We start from the raw sequence: 25,439 nt of genomic DNA on the forward strand, positions 1-25,439 counted from the left end.
TTTTCTGGGCGATGAAATACAAACCTAAATCCTGTTATACCTTTTGTCAATTTGCTGCATACGGCAAGGCTTCGACCTGATATATGCAGCAAATTTGCGTCTATACCTTTATAAGGCTTGCTTGCGTATAGGCAGCTATGGCAACAGCAAACACACACTACACCCGCACACCACAGTCCGAGAACCTGAAATGGGTTGACCGGGTTACCAAACTCATGGACAACCAGTTTCGCCTGCCGGGAACCAACTGGCGGTTTGGCCTCGACCCAATTCTGGGCTTGTTCCCTGTGGTGGGCGATCTGGCTTCTTTTGGTGTGTCGGCTATGCTGATCCTGACCATGGCCCGTTATGGGGCTAGCGGTAAAATGGTGACGCTGATGCTGCTCAACATTGCGGTCGATGCGCTTTTTGGCAGTATCCCCATACTTGGCAATATCTTCGATCTCGCCTTTAAGGCAAATGAACGCAACGTGCGCATGCTGCGTGCCCACTACGAAGAAGGCAAATACCGGGGCAGCGGGAAGCACATTGTTATTGGTGTGATCATCGGTATCGTTGTTGTGCTGGGGCTGTTGTTGTGGGCAATCTGGGAGATGTTCACGTTGCTTTATGAACGTTTGGGAGATTTCCTTTAAGCCTTCCGAGTGCCTGTGCCACCGCTAGCGCTTTGTGTGCGCTGGCTTCCTTGTCTTTTATCTCCAGCATGATGTCCATGTTTATACCTTCAGTTTCTACCAGGAAGTCATGGAACAACTCTTCTCCGATGCTTTGCACATGTTTGCCTCTGCGCTCTCCGGGTGCCTGGGCGCTGTAATCTACCATCAGGATGCCGTCCCGCTCGGGGTGCCATGTCTGGGCAGCTAACATAGCCGCTTCCCGCATAGGCTCGCCGTTGTTCACGCACTCGTGGTGCAGGTTGTCGAAAATAATGGGCATGCCGGTGAGCTCGTGCAGCACCAAGCAATCGGCCAGGCTGTAGGTGCGGTCGTCGTTCTCGACGCAGAGCCGGGCTTTTACTTCCGCTGGCAGACTGGTATGGTATACCTCGGCAAATCGATTTATGGCTGATTCCTTATCGCCGTAGGCACCGCCCCCGTGTATCTGCAATTTGGCCGTTGAGTCAAGCCCCATCAGATCGAGAATACTGCCCTGGTATACAAGCTCTGCTATACTGTTTTGTACGGTGGTGGGGTTGGGGGAATTGAGCACCACAAACTGGTCCGGGTGCATGGAGATGCGCATGTTGTTGTTCTTGATGTAACTGCCCAGACGGCGCAGCGTCATCTTAAAATGTTCCTGCCATTTGTACGTGTTGATGGGGTGAGAGGCAAATGGTACCAGGTCGGAGGTCAGCCGGAAAAACAGTAGGCCATGGTTGACATTGAACTCCAGGATGCGACGCAGGCAAGCCAAGTTTTGTTCTACGGTCTCGATGAGTCGCTCTTCGGAGTAAGAGGCCAACCGAAAAGTACGGGACGAGGAGCAGTCCAGGGTCTGGTTGATGCAAGGGTATCCGATCTTCATAGCTTATAAGGGTATAGGTGTTTTCCTAACCTACGCAGAAGTGGATTGTTTGAGCTAAAATTGCTACTTAATCTCGTAGCCGGTATTATCCTTGAAAAACCGATTGTAGTTGTCCTTCTCCTGCTTGCGCCGCTTCAGTTCCTCGATCAGCAGGAGCTGCTGCAGTTTCTGGTTCTGTTTTCCTTCTTTCGAAAACATATCGTAGAGCAGCGAAATTGGGTTTAAGGGGGTAGGGGCCACTGGAGGCGGAGGTGGACCGGGTTCCATGTCAGGCTGGTAGCCGGGACGCTTCACATAGTCCGGTTCCTCGCGCTTCATGTTACGAAGGGCACGCTGTATCATCTCTTCGGAGGGGCGACTGGTCACTTCCACTTCCCCGAGCATCACGCTGTCCTGCTGCAGTACAATGTTCACCCGGAATTCCGAAACAGGAAGCTTTCGGGGCAGGTATAGGAGCGGCTTAAATCCTATGGCCCTTATCAGCAGCGTGTCGCTTTGGTCAACGTCAATCAGAAATTTGCCGTCTTCATCTGACACAACGCCAAACGTGGTGCCATAGCGGATAATGCCCGCTCCGGGCACGGGCGTGGTTTTGTCGGCCTGTAGGATAGTGCCGCTTATACGCACGGTGCGCTGCGCCAGGGTAGGCAAGGCGCATACTAATAGCAGGCAGGTCAGTAAAAAGAAAAGCAGTGGGTGTCGGAGCATGTTGCTGCATGGGGCCATTCCAGCGGTGGCCATAGATTAAAGTCAGTACGCCGAAAACGGTTAAATAGTATGCCAAGCCCAAATTATTTCTGCAAGCGTTGGCCCGGGCTTTAAAGGTACTAAATTTTGGATAACCCTGGAGGGACATAAATAGCGAAAGCCTGTAGCTACGGGCGCTACAGGCTTTCAATACTGCTTTACGAGATCAGAAATGCTTAGTTTTTCTTCTCTACCTTTATTTTCTCGGTCTCGGTTTTTATTTTCATCTCATCGCCGTCGCGCTTGATTTTGGTATCGCCGGACTTGTATTTCGTTTCATCGCCTTCCACCTTCAATTTGGTGTCCGTGGCGTCGTTCTTATACTTCATCTCGTCGTAGTTGGCGCGGTTCTGCTGATACATCGTATACTGCTCTGGTGTCAGGATGGCCTTCAGTTCACGGTCCGTATCGGCAATGATAATCTCACGCTCTGCGTTGATATCGGCTGTGTTTGTTCTCATGTTTGTGGTGCCACCGTTGTTTTCCGCGCGATCCTTGTTAACGGTCGCCATATTGTCCACATCTTCTGCGACGCCACCCATGCGATTTGTCTCGCTGTAGTTATAGTTGCCTTCCAGTTCGTTCAGGCGTTTCTCATGCTGATACAATACCTGCTGTACCTTGTTTTTGGTGTCAGGATCAAGCTTCATGTCAGTTGCCATTCGGCCAGACACACGCTCTGAGTTCTTAACCCAGATAGCTTCTGCATCCTGTTCTGTCAGGTCATCACCATACCCTCTGATGTGCGTCGGGTTTACATCCCCATCCAGATTGGCGTCTGCTACCTCATGTGTCGTGCCCCTGTCTTCAGAACACGAAGCAAACATCATTGCACTTACTATTGCTATAGAATAAAATACCTTTTTCATGATTCAAATTCTTTAAGTTAAACTTAAAATGTGCAGCTTGATTTAGTTGTAAATAGTATAAAACAAATTTTTGCACTCTAGGCATTTACGATTCCAGTTTAAATAAGTTGGTACTTTGTCCAAAACTGTAATGAGAGAATAGTATCGTGTGGTACATTAAATACTCTTTGAAGCCTTCCAATGAATTACTAAGTCAAAGAACATCGCAAAATTATTTTACATTGTTCCTGGGTTTAGTAATATAATAAAATGTATATGGCGGTATAGGTATAAAAAAAGAGCCGGCAAGGTATGCCGGCTCTTTAGGAATGCAGGGAAAAACTAGCTTAGCCTTTTTTGAGTTCGAATACAGTGATCTCAGGAAGGAAACCTACCCGTCCCGGATAGCCGATAAAGCCAAGGCCCGTGTTCACGTAGAGGTGTTGCTTGCCACGCTTGTACAGACCTGCCCACTGCTCATACACATACTGCACCGGGCTCCACTTCAGGCCAGGTACATTCACCCCGAACTGCATGCCATGGGTATGGCCCGACAGGGTTAGGTCAATATCCGGGAAGTTTTTATTGATTTCCCCGTCCCAGTGCGATGGGTCGTGCGAAAGCAGTACCTTAAACGGACTGTTCTCAGCGCCACTGTAGGCCTTGTTCAGGTCGCCGTACTTCGGGAAGCCGGCACGATTGCCCCAGTTTTCGACTCCCAATATGGCGATATGCTCGCCGTCCTTCTCGATACGGCGGTGCTCGTTCATCAGAATCTGCCAGCCCATTTTGCCGTGCGCATCCACCAAAGTTTGTAGGTTCTGGCTCTTGGCCTCACGACTCTCCCAGGATACATAGTCGCCATAATCATGGTTGCCAAGCACGGAAAAGACGCCCTGTTTGGCACGGATCTCTTTGAGCGTATCCATGTGCGGTACTAGTTCGGAGGCTACATTGTTTACCAGGTCGCCGGTGAAAAATACCAAGTCGGCTTCCTGCTTGTTAATGAGCTGCACAGCCTCTCTGAGCGGTTCGGTGGAGGTGAAACTGCCCGTGTGCAGGTCAGATATCTGCAGCATCTTAAAGCCATCAAAGGCCTCCGGCAGATCGGGGAATCGTAGCGTTATCCGCTTCACACGGTAATCGTAGGCGCCCTTCACCATGCCGTAGATAAAGGCTGTGAAAGGTATAGCCGCCACCATCAGGCCCATCTGGTTAAGGAACCTGCTGCGCGATGGGTCAAAGGTGTCTTCCCCGCTGTTGGCATTGTTGAGCACGATCTTGCCCAGTCGCAGCACATCGTCAACGAACAAGAAGAGCACCACTACCAGCTTGGAGGCAAATATGATGAAAAGCGTACTGGCCAGGTATGTCTTGAAAGCGTCGGGAGGCGTGCCCCTTGTGAAGGAGGCCATCGCAAAAGTACCGGCCGTGATGGCAAAAACTGCCCAGTAAAGGATGTAGATAATACGTTGCGTGGAAGCGGCCAATCCCTGGGTGACCGTACGGATAGCCTGAAATACATAATAATCCACCAGGAACAGTATGAAGATGACCACTCCTATTGTTAAGAATCGTTGCATGTTTTATGGTTGATGCCGACTAAGAACAGCTAAAGCCAGCGTAAGTTTAAAATTGGATAGAATTGAAAAAAAGTGCGCGGACGGTCCGCTTTCCATGAACTATTTTCAGATGAAACAGATTCACTTATCATCTTTTATCTAACAAATTCTGTACCGTAGTGGAAGAAAGACCGGCGACTGCACAATTGACATACGACACCGCCACACTCAACATCAAGACCTGGGCCGAAGAAGACCGTCCGCGCGAAAAACTGCTGCTGAAAGGCAAGGCCGCCCTGAGCGATGCTGAACTGATTGCCATCCTGATCGGCTCCGGTACCACCAAGCTGACGGCTGTGGATGTGGGCAAGATAATACTGGCTGCCGTGGGCAACGACCTGAATGAACTGGCAAGGCTGTCTGTAAAGGACCTGACAAAGCATCCGGGTATAGGCGAGGCCAAGGCTATTTCCATTGTGAGTGCGCTGGAACTGGGCCGTCGACGCAAAGAGACTGCCGCAGCCGCCAAGACCCGCATCACCTGCTCCACCGACATCTACAACTACATCAAACCGCAGCTGCTGGACCTGCCGCATGAGGAGTTTTGGGTGATTTTGCTCAATCGGGCCAATGTGGTCATGAAAAAGGAAAGCATCAGCAGCGGGGGAGTGGCTGGTACCGTGGCCGACCCGAAAATGATCTTCAAAAAAGCCATTGAGCAGCTGGCCAGTTCAGTCATTCTGGTGCACAACCACCCCAGCGGCAACACCAAACCCAGCGCCGCCGACATCTCCCTCACCAAAAAAATGAAGGAAGCGGGGGCTTTCCTGGATCTGCCGATCCTTGATCACATCATCTTTACCGACAACGACTACTACAGCTTTGCGGATGAAGGACTTCTTTAGTTAGAAAGTTGAGAAGTTTGGAAGTTAGAAAGTTAAGTGACATGGAAAGAGAATCTAATTTTGCTTTTGGAGAGGCTATGAAAAAGCGCTCCAAAGATTTCGCTTTAAGGACAGTCCGCTTGTTTCAGGCATTACCTAAAAGTGCAGAAGCATATATAATGGGGAAACAGGTGCTTCGCTCGGCAACTTCAGTTGCTGCAAACTACCGGGCTGCCTGTCGCGCTAGGTCTGGCGCCGAGTTCGTAGCTAAAATAGGCATTGCGCTTGAAGAAGCCGATGAAACCCAATTTTGGCTGGAACTACTCGAAGAGTCAGGAATAGTAGCAAGCAGTAAAATAATGCACCTAAAACAAGAAGCTGGCGAGCTAACTGCTATTCTTACCAGCATCAGGAAGTCAGCCTCAAAAAAGAAGAACTAATAACTTTTTAACTTCCAAACTTCCCAACTTTCTAACTTTCTAACTCTCCAATATTTCCTTCACCCGCCCGACTTCACCAGTCTCTAGCTTCACTTTGATGCCGTGCGGGTGGTTAGGAGACTTGGTGAGGATAGTCGCTACATAACCCTCGGTCAGGTCGCTGGTACGTTGGTCTTCCTTGAGCACGATGTTCACGTGCGATCCTATTTTGATATGGCTGCGTTTAGTGCCGTCCATGGTATTTATTGCTTGGGTTGCGGTTTAGGGATAATGTGCAGGAATGTCTCTTCGTCGTTTAGGCTCCAGCGCACAGGGGCTGTCGCGTCCTGCTTTACCACTTCTACTTTTTCTACCTGGTCGAGGTTGGCTAAAATCAGGCTGGTGTCTTTTATGAGTTGGTTGTTGATGACAACCCGCAGGATTTGCTGATCGGCAGGTATACGGAACCGGGTATAGATGCCTTGCAGGTTATCCAGCTTTACAGTCGGCTTTGATTTGATGAGTATTGCGCCGTCTTTCGCTTTGTCGCCGAATGTGTTTGTGGCATGCTCGTCTTTCAGCACTTTGATACTTTCGATGTTTTCGGGCGCAATCAATGCTACACTCGGTTGTGCGATCTGTTGGCCGTTAAGTTGGATATAAGGCTGCAGGCTCTTTACCATCATTTGGTTTTGCCGCGCCTTCGGGTGAATTAATTCTTGTTGCGCAAAAGACGGTAGACTGCAGCCTACTAATAGGAGAGAGAAGATAAGTTGTAGCATTTTGAAGATCCGCTTATTGAAGTATTAAATCCAAACGCATATTTCAGAAATGTTTTTTCTTGCAATATCTGGTACCCAACATTCATCTGCAGGATAACCAACTGGAATCAATAGGAACGGCTTTTCATTTGCGGGCCTATTCAATATTTTTGACAGAAAATTCATCGGACTTGGTGTATGGGTTAACGCCACCAATCCTGCGTTATGAATTGCAGCAAGCAGGAAGCCACATGCAATTCCACAACTCTCGGTCACGTAATAATTTTGATGTTTGCGATTATCCTTTTCGAATTCATAGCTTCTTTTAAAAACGACAATAAGATAAGGCGCAACTTCCAGAAAAGGCTTATGCCAATCTGTACCTAAGGGCAATAAATCACGGAGCCATTCATCTGTCATTCTGCTTTCATAGCTGTCTTTTTCTTCTTTTTCTGCAGCTAGACGTATTTGCTTTTTAATTTCAGGATCTTCAACGACACAAAATGTCCAAGGCTGTTTGTGCGCGCCTGATGGAGCTGTGGATGCTGTGAGTAGAATAGTTTCAATTATTTCTTTGTCAATTGGCTTGTCTGAAAATTCCCGAACAGACCTTCGGGTATCCATCCAGTCATAAAATTCCTGACTTCGATTAGCCATTTCATTATTAGTGTAAGTAGTCTTTGTATAGGAGACAAATGGAAACCCGTTGATATTTTTAGTAGGCATTTTCTCTTTGGGGATTTATAAGTAATTCGATTTTGTCAAGGTAATTAACGGATTGTGTAGCCGAAGCCCTAGCTGAACAAGGGTTAAGGCTGCACTGGGTTATATGCGGTTTTGCTTTTTTCTTCCAAGACTATAATTTGATTGAAAGCTCTAGATGTCCGCCTAAACCCAGCTCGATGATTTTTTTTAAGGTCGATAAACGCACTTCTTTGATATTATTTTCAATTTTGGAGATATAGGATTTAGAAGTTCCAACTTTTGCCGCTAACTCTTCTTGAGTTAAACCTTTCTCTATTCTGGCTTCATGAATTAAAGCGCCAATTTTGAAGTTTTCGTATCCTTCTTCCAATACGTCACGCTTCTTAGTTCCTACTTTACCGTAGTGCTTATCTTTGAACTGGTCGAGTGTCAGGATGTTATTATTTTTCGCTTTCATATTCTCTTTTGATTTTTAATGCTTTTCAATTTCTTTCTTCGGCGTCTTTTGGGTTTTCTTCTGGAAGCCATTAGCTAGAACCACTAATTTGCCTTCATCGAAAAAACAGAAAATCCGGAAGATATCACTTCCTTGTTGTAGCCGGACCTCAAAGAGTCCGTCAGTATTTTCTAAATGCTTGAGATAGGTTTCAGGCACCCTTTCAAGTTCTTCGATTAAGTCAAGAGTCCAGATAATTTTATCTTTCATCTTATCCCTTTGCTTTAAAAAGAACTCTTGAAAGTAGTCTTTGTAGAAAATTATACTCCGATGTTTTCTGTTATTATTCACGAAGCAAAGATACAGAAAGTTGTCCTAAAGTGAAACTTTGTTAAAATAGCAATACATAATTTGAAATCACATATAACTACTGTGCAAACGTCACTATGACGTTTATCCGCCGTATATGCTGATATGTTTTAAGCTATTACCGCTTATGCTTCCGAATATTCATCCACATGCTAAGAACCGCCAAAGCTAAGCCAGCCCAGATAAAAGCCCAGCCGACGTATTTGCTCTCGAAGAAATGACCGATGTTGATAACAGCACCGGCTACGGCCAGCACCACCGCTATAATTCCAATCAAATTGAAGGATTTCATATTCTTTGCACAGGTATAGGTATAAGTCAGGGATAAACCTTTGCCCCAAGAAAGATACATAGAACCCACTTAATATTCTCCCTCCCACCGAAACTTTTTAACTCCCCAATTCCCTGTCTTTTATCGCAGCCACCTTAACCACCTTGGCCGTGTATAGGCAACGGCCCCCATATCGGGCGAGGCAGTTGGGTTAAGTTTATGCCCGACAATGTCGTGCGTGGCGGATGTAAAGGGCATCGGTACAGGAACGGCTATGCCTTTTCTCAAGAGTGGCGATTTTCTCTGCAGGCTATACCTGTCACGCAATTTCTGCCAGTCAAGCGGATAGCCGATCGTGCCGAGAGTGCCGGGTGCTGTCAGGTGTGGGTTGGCTGTTATACCTGTCGGGTTACCACTTACTGTTTCCTGTCCGGTGCCTTGCCGAAAAGCCTCAAGTGAGGTATGGCTTTTTTTGCCCCAGATGAAGGTGTAGGCACCGTTTTCGCTGTAGTAGGCGTTTTGCTGAAAGGAGACATCCAGGGCAGTTGTATCAATAGTCTCAACCAAAGGCGCACCGTTGCGGCTGTAGAAGATGTTGTTGAAAAACTGCACACCGTGGTGCTCGCCACTTTTGAAAAGAACCCCTCCGCCCGAGGGTGCTATACCCTTGTCCGCGAAGATGGTGTTGTTATAGATGAGCAGGTCGCGGTTGCCGCCGTTGTTGTGTTGGTCGGCCACCCAAAGCGTGATGCCTTTGTAGCCGTTTTTGCGTCCGTCGTTTTCCGAGATGTTATACCGGATGACGTTGTTGAACATGGGCCGCGCCCACTCAAACTGTGCAATCAGAAAGCCGGCGCCGTCGTTGTCGTGCGAGTAGTTGTACTGCATCACCGAGTTGGTCACGCCGCCATCCAGGTCGAAGCCGCCGCCGTCGCAGCCGCCGCCCGCGCTCATGTTATAGACCTCGTTGTATTGGATGACAATGCGGTTGGCATCCCAGGCCCAAATGCCGACCGAACCGCCGCAGTGCGTATTGCCCAGACCGGAGCTATGCACCACGCTGTGCTCAATGGTGCCGCCCTCTACATCCGACAGCACAATGCCGCTGCCGCTGTGCTTCTCGGGAAGGGGCAGGCCGTATACCTGGTATACATGGCAGTGGCCGACGTAAACGTTGCTGTGTGCGTAGCCTTTCTTGTGCTGGTCAAACGCTCCCCAGGTGTTTATACCTTCCAGGCCGATGTCGTGCACGATGGCGTTTGTTATCCGCACGTCGCTGAAACCGCTGTTGCCGCTTCCGCCGCCTATCGTTATACCTGACTTCCCGAAACCGCTGATCTCTACCTGGTCGATTGTCACCTGAGGCAGTTTTATGTCGCCGGGGAGGTCGTTGTAGAAAAGGATACTGCTGTTGCTGTTGGTTTTATAGCTGCTGCCCTTAAAGTTCAGTTCCCGGACCTCCATACCCGCCACGTTATGTGCATACAAACCAAAGCTCGTGTCGGCGTCGATGGTGGCGCGGCCTTCCCCGAACGAACTGATGACAAGCGGTGCTTCTGAATTTTGCAAGTTGCCTTTGTGGAAGTACAGCTTTCCCCGGAACTCGTTTCCTCCCTCAAACAGAATAGTGTCGCCGGAGGTATAGCGGTGGCGGTTAACCTGCTCTATGCTGCGCCAGGCCGTTTGGGGCGAAGTGCCGGGGTTTGTGTCGTTGCCTTTGGGACTGATGTAGTAGGTATGCGCCAAGGTATAGGATGCTGGTGAAAACAAAAAGAGGAAGGTCAGTAAAGCGATCGCCTGTTTCATGAAGGGTTAGCGTTGGGTGAAGGTATAGCACGGGGCGACTATGTCCTAAGTCATAGCCTATTTCTTTTGTTTGGTTGTCGGCAGCTCCAATTCCGACACATGCAGCAGTCGCAGCATGGAGGTCTTCTTGTGTTGGTGCTCCTGCATGCGCTTCAGGATGTCGTCGAGCAGTTCGATGGCGCGCAGCACAAAGGCTCCTTTGTTGAGCATCACGCAGTCGGCGCGTTGCGACATGGCCGCATCGGTTATCTCGGCGCGGGAGGGTCTTCCTTTTTTGGAGAGCGACTCCAAAACCTGGGTTGCCCAGATCACAGGGATGTGCGCCGCTTCACAAAGCCAAAGGATCTCTTCCTGCACCTCGGCCAGACGCTCCCAGCCACACTCCACCGCCAGGTCGCCACGGGCGATCATCACACCGGCCGGATGGGTTTTCATGACGGTGAGCAGCAGGTGCGGCAGGTTTCGGAAGCCTTCTTTTGTCTCAATTTTCAGTACGATGCCCAACTTATGGGCCTTGAGCCGCTTCAGCTCTTGGTGCAGGTCCTCGATCATCTCCGGCTGGTTGACAAACGACAGGCTGACCGCATCGGCATGCTTCACCACAAACGACAGGTCTTCGCGGTCCTGTTGGGTTAGGCCTTCCAGTTGCAGCTTGCTCTCGGGCAGGTTAATGCCTTTGTCATACAGCAGCTTGCTTCCCGTTTCTTTGGCCTGTGTGATCTTCACGAGCAACGCATCCTCGCTCACGTCCATGATCACACCCTCTATCTTGCCATCGTCGAACAAGATAGGCTGGCCGTTTTTCACGTGGCTGAACACCTCAGGCAATGTGCAGGCAATGTGGGCTGGTTTGATAATGTGGCCTGCTGCATCATACAGGGCCGGTTCTCCGGGTACCTGCTCTTTCGTCAGGACCAGCAAATCGTCTTTTCGCAGCGTGATGGGCGCTATGCTGGCTGGCAAAGCGCCGACCAGGGTGGTCCGCTCCAGGGCAGTCTTTTTTTTGATGGTCAGGCTGGTGCCGGTGCCAATGTAGGAGGTCTTGAAAAGGTGGGCCACCACGCCGCTGCCTTTCCGCTGTATCACGGTGAAGGTTCGCTTGCGCCCGCGCGTGTCGCTGAACTTCAGCTTGTCCCCTTGCTGCAGCTGCGCGAGCCAGGCCGCGTCGACGGGCAAGGTAGCGTCCACGGGTACTTCGCTTGGCGTTCCGGGCGGGGCCAGCCATACCTTGGCCGGCGATACCAGCTGGCCCAAGGCATTCTGGATGGGGCGTATCGGCAACAGGGCAGGGCCGGGCTTCAGCGGACCGGTTCGAAGCTTAGGGCCCATCAGGTCCATTAGAATTTTGCAGTGCCTGCCAGTTTCCTTTTCGGCTTTTTGGATTGACTGCACCATGCTGCGCCACACTTTCTCGCTGTCGTGGGCGCAGTTGATGCGGGCGCAGTCCATGCCGGCCAGCAGCATGCGCTTCACCAGTTCGTGGTCGTAGGCAAGGTCAGTGGAGAAGGTGACCATGATGCGGGTGTTACGCTTTTCCGGGGCAGGGCCGAGCAGCTCCTTGGTATGGCTGTCCAGCAATTCGCTGCTCTCGGTGTACGAAACCGCTACTTGTTTTTTGATGGGCGTGCAATCCAGCAAATGGCAAAGCATGTCGCGCACGGCCTGCAAACTCGCCAGCACATGTCCTTCTGCCCGCCCCAGCGACGAAAGGCCCAGGCTTGCCAGACCCTCCTGCAGCTTTCGGATGTCGTGCTGGCGCAGCGAGAGGTAGTGTAGCAGGTTACGGGCGCTTTTGCTGAACGAAGGATGCACTTGCCGGATGGCGTCGCTGAATTTGGTTTCCAGTTCAAGTGCGTCCTGGTGCAGTTTGTCAAGCTGCGCAATCAGTTCTCTCAGGTATTTTTCGTCAGGTTGCATAGTGGGAATCGGGGCCATACTATCAAACTGGCGTGACAGGTATAGGGTTGCTTATACCTTAAAAACTGTTCTTCATGGCCTTGTTCAATGAGGTAGAGCTCCAGTAGCCGCTGGCGATGATGCGCCGGATCGAGTGCAGCGGGTCTTGCGGGTCGCGTTTGCCGGCCAGCTGAAAAGCTCCCTTTATGCCGCGCTGCTTCAGTTCAGGTATAGCCTCCGGGTTCCAGAGACCAAAAGGGTAGGCAAAGTATTCGGTTGGCTTGCCTGTTATCTCTGCCAGTTGGCGCGATGGTTTCTCGATCTGCGTGATCCAGTCCTTGCCTTCATACTTCTTCACGTTGTGGTGGTCCCAGGTATGCGAACCGATTATGTGGCCTCTGTCAGCCAGATCCTTCACCTGCGCCTTGCTCATGTAGTTGGGGCGGCCCAGCGATACGGTCATGATAAAGAACACGCCCTTGAAGCCATACTTTTCCAGTTCGGGCGCTGCTACGGTGTACTGGTCCAGGTTGGTGTCGTCGAATGTGAGCATCACCGGTTTGGCGGGCAGGGTTGCGCCAGTGGTCAGGTAGGCCATGAGTTGGTCGGGCAGCACGGTCTGGTAGCCGCTGTCGGCCAGCATTTTGATATGCTCCCGGAAGCGCTCTTCTGGTATAATGTAATCCTTGGCCGCTTTGGAGTCTTTTTCGCGCCAGTCGCGCACTTGGTGGTAGCACAGGATAGGTACCTGTTGGCGGGTAATAATGGTCTCGGCATCGGCGGTGGAACTGGCGATTACAGCTGCAGGCCGGACCGACTCGGCAGGTATAGCCGCCGGCGAATTCAGACTGTCGGGTTCTGGTATAGTGCTGTCTTTATTTTCTGAAGCAACAGGTATAGCTGTGGCGACAGGCGACTGCGATTCTGCTGATTTGTCTTCCTGCACACAGGACGTAAAACCGATGAACAAAGCCAGGAGCATGGTGTAAACGGGTGAGCGGAGCGGGGTGTACGGGTATTTCATGGTAAAATTGGTAAGCGGTATAATGTTAGCGATTATTTGGATGCCTTCACATCAACCGGATAGAAAAAATCAGGGTGAATTTGTAAGCAAAAAGCGCTACCTTAAGATTTGAATCCCAGACTACTCAATAACGCCTCCGTCTATACCTGAACCCGTCTATGGCAGCCATCCCTTTCAACCGTCCAGCCATGTTGCACCAGCTCTCCGAAGTGCCCAAGTGGGATGTCGTGGTGATTGGCGGTGGATCGACCGGTTTAGGAACAGCCCTGGATGCGGCTTCACGCGGGTATAGAACCCTTTTGCTGGAACAGTCCGACTTTGCCAAGGGCACCTCAAGCCGCAGCACCAAACTGGTGCACGGTGGGGTGCGCTACCTGGCGCAGGGCAAAATCAGGCTGGTGTTCGAGGCCCTCCGGGAGCGCGGCCTTTTGCTGCGCAATGCGCCGCACCTGGTGACAGTGCAGCCCTTCGTTATACCTTGTTACAGCTGGTGGCAGCTTCTTTTTTATGGCTTAGGTCTGACCTTTTATGATTTATTGTCCGGCAGGTATAGCCTGGGTAGAACCTCTTGGCTGAACAAAAAAGGCGTGCTCAGGCGAATACCCACTATCCAGTCTAATGGGCTCAGGGGAGGGATCATGTACTACGATGGGCAATTTGATGACGCCAGACTGGCCCTGAGCATCGCCCAGACCTGTGCCAAACAAGGCGGTACCTTGTTAAATTATGTTAAAGTCATTGGTTTGATAAAGCAGGCAGACGGAAAAGTAACTGGCGTAAAAGCTCAGGACGTAGAAAGCGGGCAGGTATACACGCTTCAAGCCAAAGCCGTTGTAAATGCTACGGGTGTGTATGTCGACGAGATCCTGCAACTGGATGAGCCCGCCCAAAAGCCACTCGTGCTGCCAAGCCAGGGCGTGCATGTAGTACTGCACAGTTCTTTTCTACAAAGCGATACGGCGCTCATGATCCCTGAAACGCCTGATGGCCGCGTGCTGTTCGCCATACCCTGGCAGGGGCATGTGATGGTGGGCACAACCGATACGCCCCTGCAAACACTCAGCCTGGAACCGGTTGCCTTAGAGGCCGAGTTGAATTTTATCCTGCAGACTGCTGGAAAGTACTTGCATAAAAAACCGACCCAACACGATGTGCTGAGTGTGTTCGCCGGTTTTCGTCCGCTGGCAGCACCAACCCATGAAACCGGTGCTACCAAAGAGATTTCCCGCAGCCATAAATTACTCACAGCTCCATCCGGACTTGTCACAGTTACAGGGGGCAAATGGACCACCTACCGCCAAATGGCCGAAGATACTGTCAATGCGGTTGTCAAAATAGTTGACTTGCCTGCCAGACCCTGTGTTACCCATACCTTGCCTTTGCACGGGTATACAACAAACCGGTATGCCAATGGCCTGGAAGGTTATGGAAGTGATGCCGCAACCCTTGAAACACTTGCCCAGACTGACCCTGCCCTCACGGAGAAACTGCACGAAGACTTTGATTGCACAGTCGCGCAGGTGGTGTGGGCGGTGCGGTTCGAAATGGCCCGAACAGTGGAAGACGTGCTGGCCAGGCGGCTACGTGTTTTGTTTCTCGATGCCGAAGCTGCCATGGCCATGGCGCCGCGGGTAGCATCTGTCATGGCGGCAGAACTGGGCTATGACAAGGTATGGCAAGAGCGGCAAGTAACGGGTTTTCTGGCTTTGGCCCGGCAGTATTTGTCAGTGAACATTGCCAGGGAACAATCGTTAGCCGGAATTTAGCAGTGCTTGGCATCAGCTATACCTGAAGTAATCTTTTCCTTTACTTCCTCCCCATAATTTTCCGAAATTGCAGCAAAATAAGCTATTCTAGCTATGCAACGACCTTTCAAGTTTATCATCATGGCCGGCATTGCGCTGGTGCTGTTCTATTTCGTGCGGGAGTCATTCCTGAGCGATGACAATTACCTGATTCCGCTACAGAAAGAGCGCGAGGACAAAGATCTGTCATTCCGAAGCCGCAGCAACAGCCCTTTTGAGGAAGCCGACCGTCGCAGCTTTTCCAACTTGGCATACTATGAGCCCAATCTGGATTACCGGGTAAAGGTGCAGCTGGAGGAACTGGAGCAGAAAGACACCCTGCACATGCCCATGACCAACGGCAGCACCGAGCCATACCTGCGCTATGCCATCGCCAGCTTTGAGCTCGAGGGGCAACCACAGCGGCTGACACTCTACAAAAAAGTGAGGGAACCGAAGGAAGAGCTTTTCGTGCCTTTCACGGACAAGACCAATGGCTTCGAAACCTATGGCGGTGGCCGCTACCTCGATGTGCCCTTCAAGGAAGGCGCCAAAACGGCAACTCTCGACTTTAACCGTGCCTACAGTCCCTTTTGCGCTTATAACGCGGAATATGTGTGCCCGGTGCCACCCAAAGACAACCGCCTGACGGTGGCTATACCTGCCGGGGAGAAGGTATATGAAAAGCCGCACGCGGGAATAGAGTAAAGCGGGACATAAGAGGCAGGACACAGGACACAAGATTCACATATTACCTCTATGGCTGTTCCAGATGTGCAATCCACCTGCCTGCCAATAGCTACTGTCTTTGCTAAGCGGATTGCAAATCCGCTGGTAAAAAAGCTTCCGGATTGCAAATCCGAAAGAGCGGCAGAAGGGTGATCGGGATCCATAATTTAAATGAAAAATTAAAATCTTGTGTCTTGGGTCCTATGTCTTGTGTCTGCACCCTGTGTGCACAACAAAATAATCCTTAATTTTGGGGAATTGGCTTCCTGCAACAGGCGGCTATACCTTAACAACACAAATAACCATGCTGATTTCATTCGACTGGCTGAAACAACTCATTCATATAGATAAAACCGCCGAAGAGACGGGTGCCTTACTGACGGGCGCAGGCCTGGAGGTGGAGGCGATCCACAACTTCGATCAGGTAAAAGGCGGCTTAGAGGGCATCGTGATAGGGGAGGTACTTACCTGTGAGCGTCACCCGGATGCTGACCGCCTGAGCGTAACAACTGTGGATATCGGTACGGGTGAGCCAAGCCAGATCGTGTGCGGCGCACCAAACGTGGCCGCCGGACAGAAAGTGGTGGTGGCGACGGTGAACAGCACGCTATACCCAACTGGTGGGGAGGCTTTCAAAATCAAGAAATCCAAGATTCGTGGAGCTGCTTCGGAAGGGATGATTTGTGCAGAAGACGAAATCGGCGTAGGCACCTCGCATGCCGGCATCATGGTGCTCGACACCGATTTGCCGAACGGTACGCCAGCCGCCGAGTACTTTGGTCTGGGCTCCGACAAAGTATTTGAGATCGGTCTGACACCTAACCGTGCCGACGCTGCCTCGCACCTGGGCGTGGCCCGCGACCTGAAAGCCCTGTTGCGTGTGCCCTATACCTTGCCTTCGGTAGAAGATTTCAAAGTAAACAACACATCCCGCCCAGTAGCGGTGGAGATTGAGAACATAGCCGCTTGTCCGCGCTATGCCGGCGTAACGGTGAGTGGTGTGAAAGTTGGTCCTTCGCCTGAGTGGTTGCAGAAACGCCTGCGTGCCATCGACCTGGCCCCGATCAACAACATCGTGGACGTGACCAACTATGTGCTGCATGAATTGGGACAGCCCCTGCACGCTTTCGACGCGGACAAGATCAAGGGAAATAAAATCTTCGTGAAGACGGCAGAGGCAGACAGCACGTTTGTGACGCTGGATGGGGTGGAACGCAAACTCAAAAGCAACGATCTGATGATCTGCAACGCCGAGGAGCCGATGGCGATCGGCGGGGTATTTGGTGGGAAAGAGTCGGGTGTGAGTGAGGAAACGACCAGTATTTTCATCGAAAGCGCCTATTTCTCGCCAGACTATATTCGCCGCACAGGTATGGCGCACGGCCTCAAAACCGACGCGTCTTTCCGTTTCGAGCGCGGCACTGACCCGAACATGGTGATTCTGGCACTGAAGCGTGCGACTTTGCTGGTGCAGGAAGTAGCGGGCGGTGAGATCAGCTCCGAAATTGTGGATGTATACCCGCAGCCTATCCAGCATCTGGAGTTAACGTTGGACATTGCGCGTGCCCATACCCTGATCGGCCAGCACATCGGGGCAGAGCGCATGAAGAACATTCTGACGGACCTTGGTATAGAAATCACAAGCGAAACAGAAGAAAAACTGCATGTGTCGGTGCCGCCATTCAAGGTGGACGTAACCCGTGAAGCTGACTTGGTGGAGGAGATTCTGCGCATCTACGGCTTCAACAACATTGAGGTGAGTGAGCACATGGCCACTGCGTACATGGCCAGCTTCCCGAAACCAGACCCAGAGCACATGACCGGCACTATTCTGGACTATATCTCTGCCAACGGTTTCCACGAGATCATCACCAACTCCATTGCCAATTCCAAATATTACGCCGCCGGCGGAGACGAGGAGATGGCGGGACTCGTGAAAGTGCTCAACTACAATAGCGAGGACCTGGATGTGCTGCGCAAGACGATGGTATTCTCGGGTCTGGAAGTATTGCGCTACAACATTAACCGCCGCCAGCGTGACCTCAAGGTATATGAACTGGGCAAGGTATACGAACAAGTGGAGGGCGGTTACAAAGAGAGCCGCAAACTGGCCCTGTTCATGGCCGGCAACACAACGGCCGAAAGCTGGAAGCAGCCTGCCATGAAAATCGCATTCCATGATCTGGCCGGTTTGGTGCAGAACGTGCTGCAGAAACTTAACGCCGCCGACTTCGAAGTGCAGGCATTGGAGCAAAGCCGTTACATGCGCCAGGGCATAGCCTATGTGAAGAACGGCACCGTGATTGCGCAGGTAGGTATGCTGGACGCTGCCGTAACCAAAGCCATGGACGTGAAGGAGCAGGTATGGTACGCCGAGTTGAACTGGGACTATCTGCTCAAAAAATACAAAGACAAACTGGTAGCCGAGGAACTACCGAAGTTCCCGGAGGTACGCCGCGACCTGTCGCTGGTGCTGGACAAAGCCGTTACGTTTGAGCAGGTGAAACAAATCGCCCTGCGCACCGAGCGCAAGCTGCTGCAGAACGTGAACGTGTTCGATGTGTACGAAGGTGACAAGATAGAGGCGGGCAAAAAGGCCTATGCCCTGAGCTTTACGCTGCTTGACAAACAGCAGACACTAACCGATAAAGTAATCGATGGAGTGATGAACCGCCTGATGCAGCAATTCGAGAAACAACTAGGAGCTATTATCCGCAAATAGTTATGGCAAAGGAAAAACAACTTCAGCAGCTGCAGTCCATCGAGGATAAAGTGCGCAAACTCCTGAGCAAACATGCCGACGTGCAGGAGAAGCTTGCAGCCGCCCAGGAAGAAATTAAGTTTATGGAGTCGCTGTTAGAGGAAAAGGAGCAGCAAATAAAAAATTTTCAAAATCAGGAGAATATTGTTAAAATTGTAGACACGATAGCAGGAAACACTGCAAATTCGACAGAGTTAAAGCTGAAGTTAAACGAATATATCAGGGAAATTGATAAGTGTATCGCTTACTTGCGTGATTAGCAGGTTGTTGTGAAAAAAGCAGGCTGACAGCAAACTTGGCGGCTGCCACAGCAAACACATGCACACGGAAGTAACCCTAAACTATAAGAACGCAACGGATGGGTGAATTAGCAATTAAGATTCGCATCGCAGAACGCGAGTATCCGATGCGGGTGAAGGAAGAAGAAGAAGAAAGGCTTCGGGTTGTAGGTAAACTTTTGAACGAGCGTCTGCGCTTTTTCAAAGACCAGTTTGGCATACAGGATAAGCAGGATCTGCTGGCGATGGTCGCCTTTGAGACCATGGTGGACAAGCTTAAAATGGAGGATGAGAAAAACGCTCATCAGACCAAAGTGGGAGAACAACTGAGCGTATTGGACGATCTCTTATCAAGTAAGTAAACATATTCCGAGGCGGCTTCCCAGGCGGCCTCTTTAACTACAGTGTGGCCCCAATGGCCGCTTCACTGTCCTGCTGCAGGTGCTGCTATAGTTTTTATCAACCATAAAAGCTTATAGTTATGCCCGATATTTTATCCATTTTAATCACAGCCCTTATTGCGCTCGGTGTGGGCGTGTACATAGGGCGTGTCCTGCTGCAAAAGGTATACAAGCAGCAGGAAGAAGCCGCACGCCAAAAGGCAAAAGGCATCATACGCGAAGCCGAACTGAACGCCGAGAGCATCAAGAAAGACCGCATGCTGGAGGCTAAGGAGAAGTTCCTGAAGCTGAAATCAGAGTTTGAGGAAGAATCGAACAAGAAGAAGAACATCATCATCCAGAACGAGAACAAGGTGAAGCAGCGCGAACAGCACGTTGCCAAGCAGATGGAGCAGACCAAGCGTCGCGAAGCCGAACTCGATAAGGAGAAAGAAGCGCTCGACCACCAGCTGGAAGTGCTCAAAAAGCGTAAGGAGGAAGTGGAGCAACAACACCACGAGGTGGTGGCTCAACTTGAGAAGATCGCCGGTCTGACTGCCGCTGAGGCACGTGAGCAGATGGTAGAGGCCCTCAAGAACGAAGCCCAGTCCCATGCCTCTTCCTATGTGAAGGACATTGTGGCCCAGGCGAAACTCACCGCTACCAAAGAAGCCAAGAAGATCGTGGTGGAGACCATCCAGCGTACCGCCGCCGAGCATGCCATCGAGAACTGCGTTTCTGTTTTCAACATCGAAAGCGACGACATCAAAGGCAAGATCATCGGTCGTGAAGGCCGTAACATCCGTGCTTTGGAAGCCGCCACTGGCGTGGAGATCATCGTGGACGATACCCCGGAGGCCATCATCATCTCTGGTTTTGATCCGGTTCGCCGCGAGATCGCACGTCTTTCGCTGCACCGTCTGGTGGCTGACGGTCGTATCCACCCGGCCCGCATTGAGGAGGTAGTAACCAAAACCCGCAAAAACATTGATGAGGAGATCGTCGAGATCGGTGAGCGTACTGCCATCGATCTAGGTATACACGGTCTGCACCCGGAACTTATCAAGATGGTGGGCCGCATGCGCTTCCGTTCATCTTACGGGCAGAACCTGCTGCAGCACTCACGCGAAGTAGCCAACCTGTGCGCCACCATGGCTGCTGAGCTTGGTCTGAACGTGAAACATGCGAAGCGTGCCGGTCTGTTGCACGACATTGGTAAAGTAACGCCGGACGAGCCGGAATTGCCACACGCGATCATCGGGATGGAGCTGGCCAAGAAATACAAGGAGCATCCAGACATCTGTAACGCCATCGGCGCTCACCACGACGAGATTGAGATGACGGCCATGATTTCTCCGCTGATTCAGGCCTGCGACGCCATTTCCGGTTCAAGACCGGGCGCACGCCGCGAGATCATGGAGTCGTACATCAAACGTCTGAAAGATTTGGAAGCAGCTGCCGTATCATTTGACGGGGTGAACCAGTGCTACGCCATTCAGGCCGGCCGTGAGCTCCGCATCATGGTAGACGCCGACAACGTGACTGACGAAAAAGCGGCACAGCTTTCTTTCGACATCTCACAGAAGATCGAAAAGGAAATGCAGTACCCGGGCCAGATCAAGATCACGGTTATCCGTGAGATGAGAGCTATCAGCTACGCAAAATAAGGTATAGCTGCTATACCTGAGTAAATAAAAAGCCGCCTGCTATACCTTAGCAGGCGGCTTTTTTTGTTGAAATCCGGGCTGTTCCCGATTAGCTTAGGAAGGCTTTGAGCATCCAAAGCGTCTTTTCATTCTCGTTGATGTCCTCGCTTACGAGTGCTACCGTACCTTCGTCATCGCGCTCGGCAGCCAGCGCTAGGATATCACGTTCCAAATTCACAATGACAGACAGGTTCTGGTGGGTCGCTTCCACAGTCTCACGATCGCCGCTCAGGTTCGATTTTTCCGCAATGCTGGACACCCGCAGGTAGTCCGAGAAGGTATGCAAGGGTTTCTGCCCAATGGTGAGGATGCGCTCTGCCAAAGCGTCAATGCGAGTGAGGGCATTATTATACAGCTCCTCGTACTTGGCATGCAGCTGGAAGAAGTGAATCCCTTTGATGTTCCAGTGAAAGCCTCTCAGATTCTGGTAGTAGATATGATAATTTGCCAACAGTTCGTTCAGTTTGTCGGCAATCTCCACAGCATCCTGTTTTTCTAATCCGATGTTGGTTAGTTTATTCATAGTCATGTCAGTTATTGTTCGATAGTGTTTACAAATGTCAGGTTTCCAATATTATCAATCAAATCAATTGTAATTATGAGTATATAGAAGCTTTCTATATATTAGCAGTAAGCGGATTAAGAGCTGGGCTGGAATTGAATCGTGATGCAATCCCTGCCATAAGCTCCTGTCATCTTACCCCTATACGTTTAAGAACATGACACTGGTACAACTGGAATACCTTTTGGCGGTCGACACGCACCGTCATTTTGCCACGGCGGCAGAGCACTGTTTTGTGACGCAACCTACTTTGAGCATGCAATTGCAAAAGCTGGAAGAAGAGCTGGGCGTGCAGCTGTTCGACAGGAGTCGGGTACCGGTACGGCCCACTGAATTAGGGAAAGAGGTGATAGCGCAGGCGCGGATTGTGGTTGCCGAGTCGAAGAAGATAGGAGAGATCGTGCAGAACCAGAGAAAGGAGCTGTCTGGTGAGCTCCGGATCGGCATTATCCCCACGCTGGCCCCTTACCTGATTCCCCTTTTCGTGACGAGCTTTATGGAGAAGTACCCGGAAGTGCGGCTGGTCGTGCAGGAACTGCTCACAGAAGAGATCGTGCAGAAGCTGGGGCATGAGTTATTAGATGTAGGACTGTTGGTGACTCCCCTGGAAGATAAAAGCATAAAGGAACTGCCGTTGTTTTATGAAACGTTTGTGGCCTACATCAACCCGGGCCATCCCTTGGCAAAGAACACATCCATTGCACCCGAGCAACTGGACATGGACGAGTTGTGGGTACTCCATGAAGGCCATTGTTTCAGAAGTCAGGTGCTCAATATCTGCAACCGGGGAGGAGGAAAGGCCTCGGCTTCTGCAGGCCACTTCGACTACAAGAGCGGTTCACTGGAAACACTCAAGCGCATTGTAGAGACTCAGCATGGACTTACGCTGTTGCCCGAACTATCGGTATTGGATATGCCCAAAGAGAAACAGGCACTGGTGCACACCTTTCAGGAACCGCAGCCGCAACGGGAGGTGAGCCTGGTGGTGCACCGCAGCTTTTTAAAGAAAAAGCTGATCGATGCGCTACAGCAGGAAATTGTGGCCGCTGTACCGCAGCATATCCGAAGCCGCCAAAAAGAGCAGGTTGTGAAAGTGAGGGGAGTTTAGAAGTTAGAAAGTTAGAAAGTTTAGGAGTTTGAGAGTTTAGGAGAGGTCGCGACTTGTCTGAATCGTGCACATGCTATCCCTATCCCTATCCCTATCCCTATCCATGCCTTGCTAGGGTCAAATGCAAAACGGGCTGCCTTTATGGGCAGCCCGTTTTTATAATTTATACCTGATGTAGGTATAGCAAATCAAATTAAGCGTTGATCATGCCAGCGTTTTTCAGCACCTCTACCATGGTAGCGCCGATCTCTGCCGGAGAATCTACTACATGGATACCGTTCTCACGCATGATCTTCATTTTAGCGGCAGCTGTGTCGTCAGCACCACCAACAATCGCACCGGCGTGACCCATACGACGGCCAGCAGGGGCAGTTTGGCCAGCGATGAAACCAACTACTGGCTTCTTGTTGCCCGTCTCGCTGATATACTGCGCAGCCATGGCTTCGTAGTTACCACCGATCTCACCGATCATCACGATCGCGTCTGTTTCTGGGTCTTCCATTAGCAACTGTACCGCATCTTTGGTAGGCGTTCCGATGATCGGGTCACCACCGATACCAATGGCAGTTGATACACCAAGACCAGCCTTCACGATCTGATCAGCGGCTTCGTAGGTCAACGTACCCGATTTAGACACGATACCGATACGACCTGGCTTGAATACGAAACCTGGCATAATGCCAACCTTCGCCTCACCTGGCGTGATCACACCCGGGCAGTTAGGGCCGATCAGGGTTACGTCTTTGCCTTTCAGGTAGTTTTTGGCCATCACCATGTCCTTCACAGGAATACCTTCAGTAATCGCAACGATTACTTTGATGCCCGCATCAGCTGCTTCCATAATCGCGTCGGCAGCGAAAGCCGGTGGCACGAAAATGATAGAAACATCGGCGCCTGTTCTATTTACAGCTTCTTCCACTGTGTTGAAAACCGGTAGGTCCAGGTGATTGTTGCCACCCTTGCCTGGCGTAACACCACCCACTACGTTGGTGCCGTACTCGATCATCTGAGAGGCGTGAAAAGAACCCTCAGAGCCTGTGAAGCCCTGTACGATCACTTTCGAATCTTTATTTACTAAAACACTCATGTGTATCTTATTAAGTTGATGAATGATGGTCTAAAATAAGGTAGTGCAAAAATAGGCTTTTTTGTGGCGCTTCCAAAAAATAGTTATACCTAATATAGGCCGCCAAAGCCGGTGTACGGAACGGTAGAAGCTATACCTGCTGTTATGGAGTAGGGATCATTCAGGCCGCTACTGGCTGGTCTCTCAACTATAATTTTAATTACTTACCTTTGCCCCCAAATCCTAAAAGCATTCCAATGAAGTATCTGAATCATATTACCGAAGCAATCGGTAACACACCACTAGTGAAGCTCAACAATGTGGCGAAAGGCCTGAAGCCGACCATTTTGGCGAAGGTGGAGTACATGAACCCTGGCAACTCCGTGAAAGACCGTATGGCGATCAGAATGATCGAGGACGCTGAGAAAGCGGGCATCCTGAAGCCGGGCGGCACGATCATCGAGGGTACATCCGGTAATACAGGTATGGGGCTGGCGCTGGCTGCCATCGCCAAAGGATACAAGTGCATTTTCACGCTTGCCGACAAGCAGAGCAAGGAGAAAATGGATATTCTGCGTGCTGTTGGTGCCGAAGTGCGCGTGTGCCCAACCAATGTGGCGCCGGATCATCCGGATTCTTACTACTCTGTGGCCAAGCGGCTGAACGAGGAGATCCCGAACTCTTTCTACCCGAACCAATACGACAACATGTCTAACTGGGCGGCACATTATGAATCAACTGGTCCTGAAATCTGGGAGCAGACCGAAGGCAAGGTAACCCATTTCATCACAGGTGTGGGTACAGGTGGTACCGTGACAGGCATTTCCCGATACCTCAAGGAGCAGAATCCGGGAGTTGTGACGGTTGGCATCGATACCTATGGCTCTGTGTTCAAAAAGTACAAGGAGACTGGCGTTTTTGATGAGAAGGAGATCTACTCCTACGCCACAGAAGGTATAGGGGAAGATATCCTGCCGAAGAATGTGGATTTCGACGTGATCGACGCGTTTGTGAAAGTAACCGATAAGGACGGGGCTTTGATGACACGCAGGCTGGCTAAGGAGGAAGGACTGTTTGTAGGCTGGTCTTGCGGCACAGCGGTACATGGCGCTATTGAATATGCCCGAGAAAACAACCTGACGGAAGACGACGTGATTGTGGTGCTACTGCCTGACCACGGTACCCGCTACCTGGGTAAGATTTACAACGACGATTGGATGAGAGCGCAAGGCTACATGGACTAGTCCTGAGGTTTTATAAATTACCCAAGAGCCTGAAACGCAAGTTTCAGGCTCTTTTATTACCTACTGTTCTACCCCTTTTGCATTCGTGCTGTCCTGTTGCCATGCTGCTTGTGGCCCGCCTACCCAAGCAAGTAACCCCCTCACTATCCTGAAGGTTGATGTTGCCCGGTAAGGCTTTCTGCCAAGTGCCTGTGATAATTAGGTGTCGCTCTGAGCTTATTAAGCCATGCCCTGTGTTTGCCTACCTAAAGTAATTTTCTGCATAAAAAGTGATCGCAGTACTGCGAAAATGCGTGTTCCGTTTCGGTACGAATAATTTGTAAGCTTATACCTTTTCATCTAAATAGCCTGAACGCATACCTCTTGAAAATTTTAGTACTAAAGTTAAAGAAGATTCTATAGTTTTGTATGTTGCCAACAGTGGCCTGGGCTTTGCGCTGCAACAACCACAAAGAAGCTAAGTGACTGCATGATTAAATGAGGGGAAGCCGTGCAGTTCTCTACAGTGTAAGGCGTATTCTGGATAACTATTCTGGCATAGATAAGTTAAACCCGGAGGTTGGTATGGC

Annotated in this window: 25 protein-coding genes and 1 pseudogene; 11 read left to right on the plus strand and 15 right to left on the minus strand. The window is 50.7% G+C overall.

The genetic code is table 11. The annotated features are described in order from the left end of the window. The first annotated feature begins 137 nt into the window (after window positions 1–137). Window positions 138–635: a DUF4112 domain-containing protein gene (locus tag H9Q13_RS05755; RefSeq protein WP_191182828.1), complete on the plus strand. Its 498-nt coding sequence runs from the start codon at window positions 138–140 to the stop codon at window positions 633–635. Here the strand turns inward: H9Q13_RS05755 and uvsE are convergent. The 4 genes from uvsE to H9Q13_RS05775 all read right to left on the minus strand — a co-directional run bounded on the left by uvsE (window position 598) and on the right by H9Q13_RS05775 (window position 4,702). Beyond that, window positions 598–1,524 (minus strand): UV DNA damage repair endonuclease UvsE, encoded by a 927-nt coding sequence (gene uvsE / locus H9Q13_RS05760; protein WP_191182829.1) that lies wholly within the window; start codon window positions 1,522–1,524, stop codon window positions 598–600. The two genes, H9Q13_RS05755 and uvsE, sit on opposite strands and share 38 nt — an antisense overlap. A 63-nt stretch (window positions 1,525–1,587) precedes the next feature. Beyond that, the gene (locus tag H9Q13_RS05765) at window positions 1,588–2,232 is read right to left on the minus strand and encodes a carboxypeptidase-like regulatory domain-containing protein (RefSeq protein WP_191183333.1); all 645 of its coding nucleotides are present in this window, start codon (window positions 2,230–2,232) and stop codon (window positions 1,588–1,590) included. A 215-nt stretch (window positions 2,233–2,447) separates the two neighbouring features. Further along, on the minus strand, window positions 2,448–3,140 hold the full coding sequence (locus H9Q13_RS05770) for a hypothetical protein (protein WP_191182830.1): 693 nt from the start codon (window positions 3,138–3,140) through the stop codon (window positions 2,448–2,450). A gap of 326 nt (window positions 3,141–3,466) precedes the next feature. Next, on the minus strand, window positions 3,467–4,702 hold the full coding sequence (locus H9Q13_RS05775) for a metallophosphoesterase (RefSeq protein ID WP_191182831.1): 1,236 nt from the start codon (window positions 4,700–4,702) through the stop codon (window positions 3,467–3,469). Window positions 4,703–4,860: 158 nt separating this feature from the next. On the opposite strand from H9Q13_RS05775, the gene radC reads away from it, so the two are divergent. Both radC and H9Q13_RS05785 read left to right on the plus strand, forming a co-directional pair. After that, window positions 4,861–5,586 (plus strand): RadC family protein, encoded by a 726-nt coding sequence (radC, locus tag H9Q13_RS05780; protein WP_317173874.1) that lies wholly within the window; start codon window positions 4,861–4,863, stop codon window positions 5,584–5,586. Window positions 5,587–5,627: 41 nt separating this feature from the next. Then, a complete protein-coding gene (locus tag H9Q13_RS05785; protein ID WP_191182832.1) occupies window positions 5,628–6,005 on the plus strand; it encodes a four helix bundle protein in 378 nt (125 codons plus the stop codon). Window positions 6,006–6,044: 39 nt separating this feature from the next. On the opposite strand, the gene H9Q13_RS05790 is transcribed toward H9Q13_RS05785, so the two are convergent. The 9 genes from H9Q13_RS05790 to H9Q13_RS05830 form a co-directional block, all read right to left on the minus strand. Next, on the minus strand, window positions 6,045–6,242 hold the full coding sequence (locus H9Q13_RS05790; protein WP_191182833.1) for a YwbE family protein: 198 nt from the start codon (window positions 6,240–6,242) through the stop codon (window positions 6,045–6,047). 5 nt (window positions 6,243–6,247) lie between these two features. Beyond that, on the minus strand, window positions 6,248–6,670 hold the full coding sequence (locus H9Q13_RS05795) for a hypothetical protein (protein WP_224744105.1): 423 nt from the start codon (window positions 6,668–6,670) through the stop codon (window positions 6,248–6,250). Window positions 6,671–6,790: 120 nt separating this feature from the next. Next, window positions 6,791–7,471, minus strand: coding sequence for a nitroreductase family protein (locus H9Q13_RS05800; protein WP_191182835.1), 681 nt, complete (start codon window positions 7,469–7,471; stop codon window positions 6,791–6,793). A gap of 130 nt (window positions 7,472–7,601) precedes the next feature. Further along, entirely contained in the window at window positions 7,602–7,907 is a 306-nt protein-coding gene (locus tag H9Q13_RS05805; protein WP_191182836.1) for a helix-turn-helix domain-containing protein, read from the minus strand. Between the two features lie 15 nt (window positions 7,908–7,922). Then, window positions 7,923–8,156, minus strand: a complete 234-nt coding sequence (locus H9Q13_RS05810; protein ID WP_232364846.1) for a type II toxin-antitoxin system RelE/ParE family toxin — start codon at window positions 8,154–8,156, stop codon at window positions 7,923–7,925. Window positions 8,157–8,373: 217 nt separating this feature from the next. After that, window positions 8,374–8,607, minus strand: a complete 234-nt coding sequence (locus H9Q13_RS05815; protein WP_191182838.1) for a hypothetical protein — start codon at window positions 8,605–8,607, stop codon at window positions 8,374–8,376. Between the two features lie 60 nt (window positions 8,608–8,667). After that, window positions 8,668–10,332: a right-handed parallel beta-helix repeat-containing protein gene (locus H9Q13_RS05820; RefSeq protein WP_191182839.1), complete on the minus strand. Its 1,665-nt coding sequence runs from the start codon at window positions 10,330–10,332 to the stop codon at window positions 8,668–8,670. Between the two features lie 57 nt (window positions 10,333–10,389). Next, window positions 10,390–12,249 carry a pyruvate kinase gene (locus H9Q13_RS05825; RefSeq protein WP_224744106.1) on the minus strand — a complete coding sequence of 620 codons (1,860 nt, stop codon included), beginning with the start codon at window positions 12,247–12,249 and terminating at the stop codon, window positions 10,390–10,392. A 58-nt stretch (window positions 12,250–12,307) separates the two neighbouring features. Beyond that, a complete protein-coding gene (locus H9Q13_RS05830) occupies window positions 12,308–13,252 on the minus strand; it encodes a polysaccharide deacetylase family protein (RefSeq protein ID WP_191182841.1) in 945 nt (314 codons plus the stop codon). Between the two features lie 158 nt (window positions 13,253–13,410). On the opposite strand from H9Q13_RS05830, the gene H9Q13_RS05835 reads away from it, so the two are divergent. The 6 genes from H9Q13_RS05835 to rny all read left to right on the plus strand — a co-directional run bounded on the left by H9Q13_RS05835 (window position 13,411) and on the right by rny (window position 20,851). Continuing rightward, window positions 13,411–15,018, plus strand: a complete 1,608-nt coding sequence (locus H9Q13_RS05835) for a glycerol-3-phosphate dehydrogenase/oxidase (RefSeq protein WP_224744107.1) — start codon at window positions 13,411–13,413, stop codon at window positions 15,016–15,018. A 93-nt stretch (window positions 15,019–15,111) separates the two neighbouring features. Continuing rightward, the gene (locus tag H9Q13_RS05840; RefSeq protein WP_191182842.1) at window positions 15,112–15,744 is read left to right on the plus strand and encodes a DUF1684 domain-containing protein; all 633 of its coding nucleotides are present in this window, start codon (window positions 15,112–15,114) and stop codon (window positions 15,742–15,744) included. 325 nt (window positions 15,745–16,069) lie between these two features. Further along, on the plus strand, window positions 16,070–18,487 hold the full coding sequence (gene pheT, locus H9Q13_RS05845; RefSeq protein WP_191182843.1) for a phenylalanine--tRNA ligase subunit beta: 2,418 nt from the start codon (window positions 16,070–16,072) through the stop codon (window positions 18,485–18,487). A gap of 2 nt (window positions 18,488–18,489) precedes the next feature. Continuing rightward, complete coding sequence (locus tag H9Q13_RS05850; protein WP_191182844.1) at window positions 18,490–18,786, plus strand: hypothetical protein; 297 nt, start codon at window positions 18,490–18,492, stop codon at window positions 18,784–18,786. 98 nt (window positions 18,787–18,884) lie between these two features. Further along, window positions 18,885–19,166, plus strand: a complete 282-nt coding sequence (locus H9Q13_RS05855) for a cell division protein ZapA (protein ID WP_191182845.1) — start codon at window positions 18,885–18,887, stop codon at window positions 19,164–19,166. A gap of 119 nt (window positions 19,167–19,285) precedes the next feature. Next, window positions 19,286–20,851 carry a ribonuclease Y gene (rny, locus tag H9Q13_RS05860; RefSeq protein WP_191182846.1) on the plus strand — a complete coding sequence of 522 codons (1,566 nt, stop codon included), beginning with the start codon at window positions 19,286–19,288 and terminating at the stop codon, window positions 20,849–20,851. An 88-nt stretch (window positions 20,852–20,939) separates the two neighbouring features. Here the strand turns inward: rny and H9Q13_RS05865 are convergent, their stop codons facing one another. Then, on the minus strand, window positions 20,940–21,413 hold the full coding sequence (locus H9Q13_RS05865) for a Dps family protein (RefSeq protein ID WP_191182847.1): 474 nt from the start codon (window positions 21,411–21,413) through the stop codon (window positions 20,940–20,942). Window positions 21,414–21,609: 196 nt separating this feature from the next. Between H9Q13_RS05865 and H9Q13_RS05870 the strand changes: the two genes are divergently transcribed. Beyond that, window positions 21,610–22,560, plus strand: coding sequence for a hydrogen peroxide-inducible genes activator (locus tag H9Q13_RS05870; protein WP_191182848.1), 951 nt, complete (start codon window positions 21,610–21,612; stop codon window positions 22,558–22,560). A 193-nt stretch (window positions 22,561–22,753) separates the two neighbouring features. On the opposite strand, the gene sucD is transcribed toward H9Q13_RS05870, so the two are convergent. Continuing rightward, the gene (gene sucD / locus H9Q13_RS05875) at window positions 22,754–23,647 is read right to left on the minus strand and encodes a succinate--CoA ligase subunit alpha (RefSeq protein ID WP_191182849.1); all 894 of its coding nucleotides are present in this window, start codon (window positions 23,645–23,647) and stop codon (window positions 22,754–22,756) included. A 236-nt stretch (window positions 23,648–23,883) separates the two neighbouring features. Here sucD and H9Q13_RS05880 point away from each other — a divergent pair. Then, a pseudogene (locus H9Q13_RS05880) lies at window positions 23,884–24,867 on the plus strand (PLP-dependent cysteine synthase family protein); the annotation flags it as partial. Window positions 24,868–25,439: the final 572 nt, after the last annotated feature.

It is taken from the genome of Pontibacter aquaedesilientis (genome assembly GCF_014773225.1).
Classification (GTDB): Bacteria; Bacteroidota; Bacteroidia; order Cytophagales; family Hymenobacteraceae; genus Pontibacter; species Pontibacter aquaedesilientis.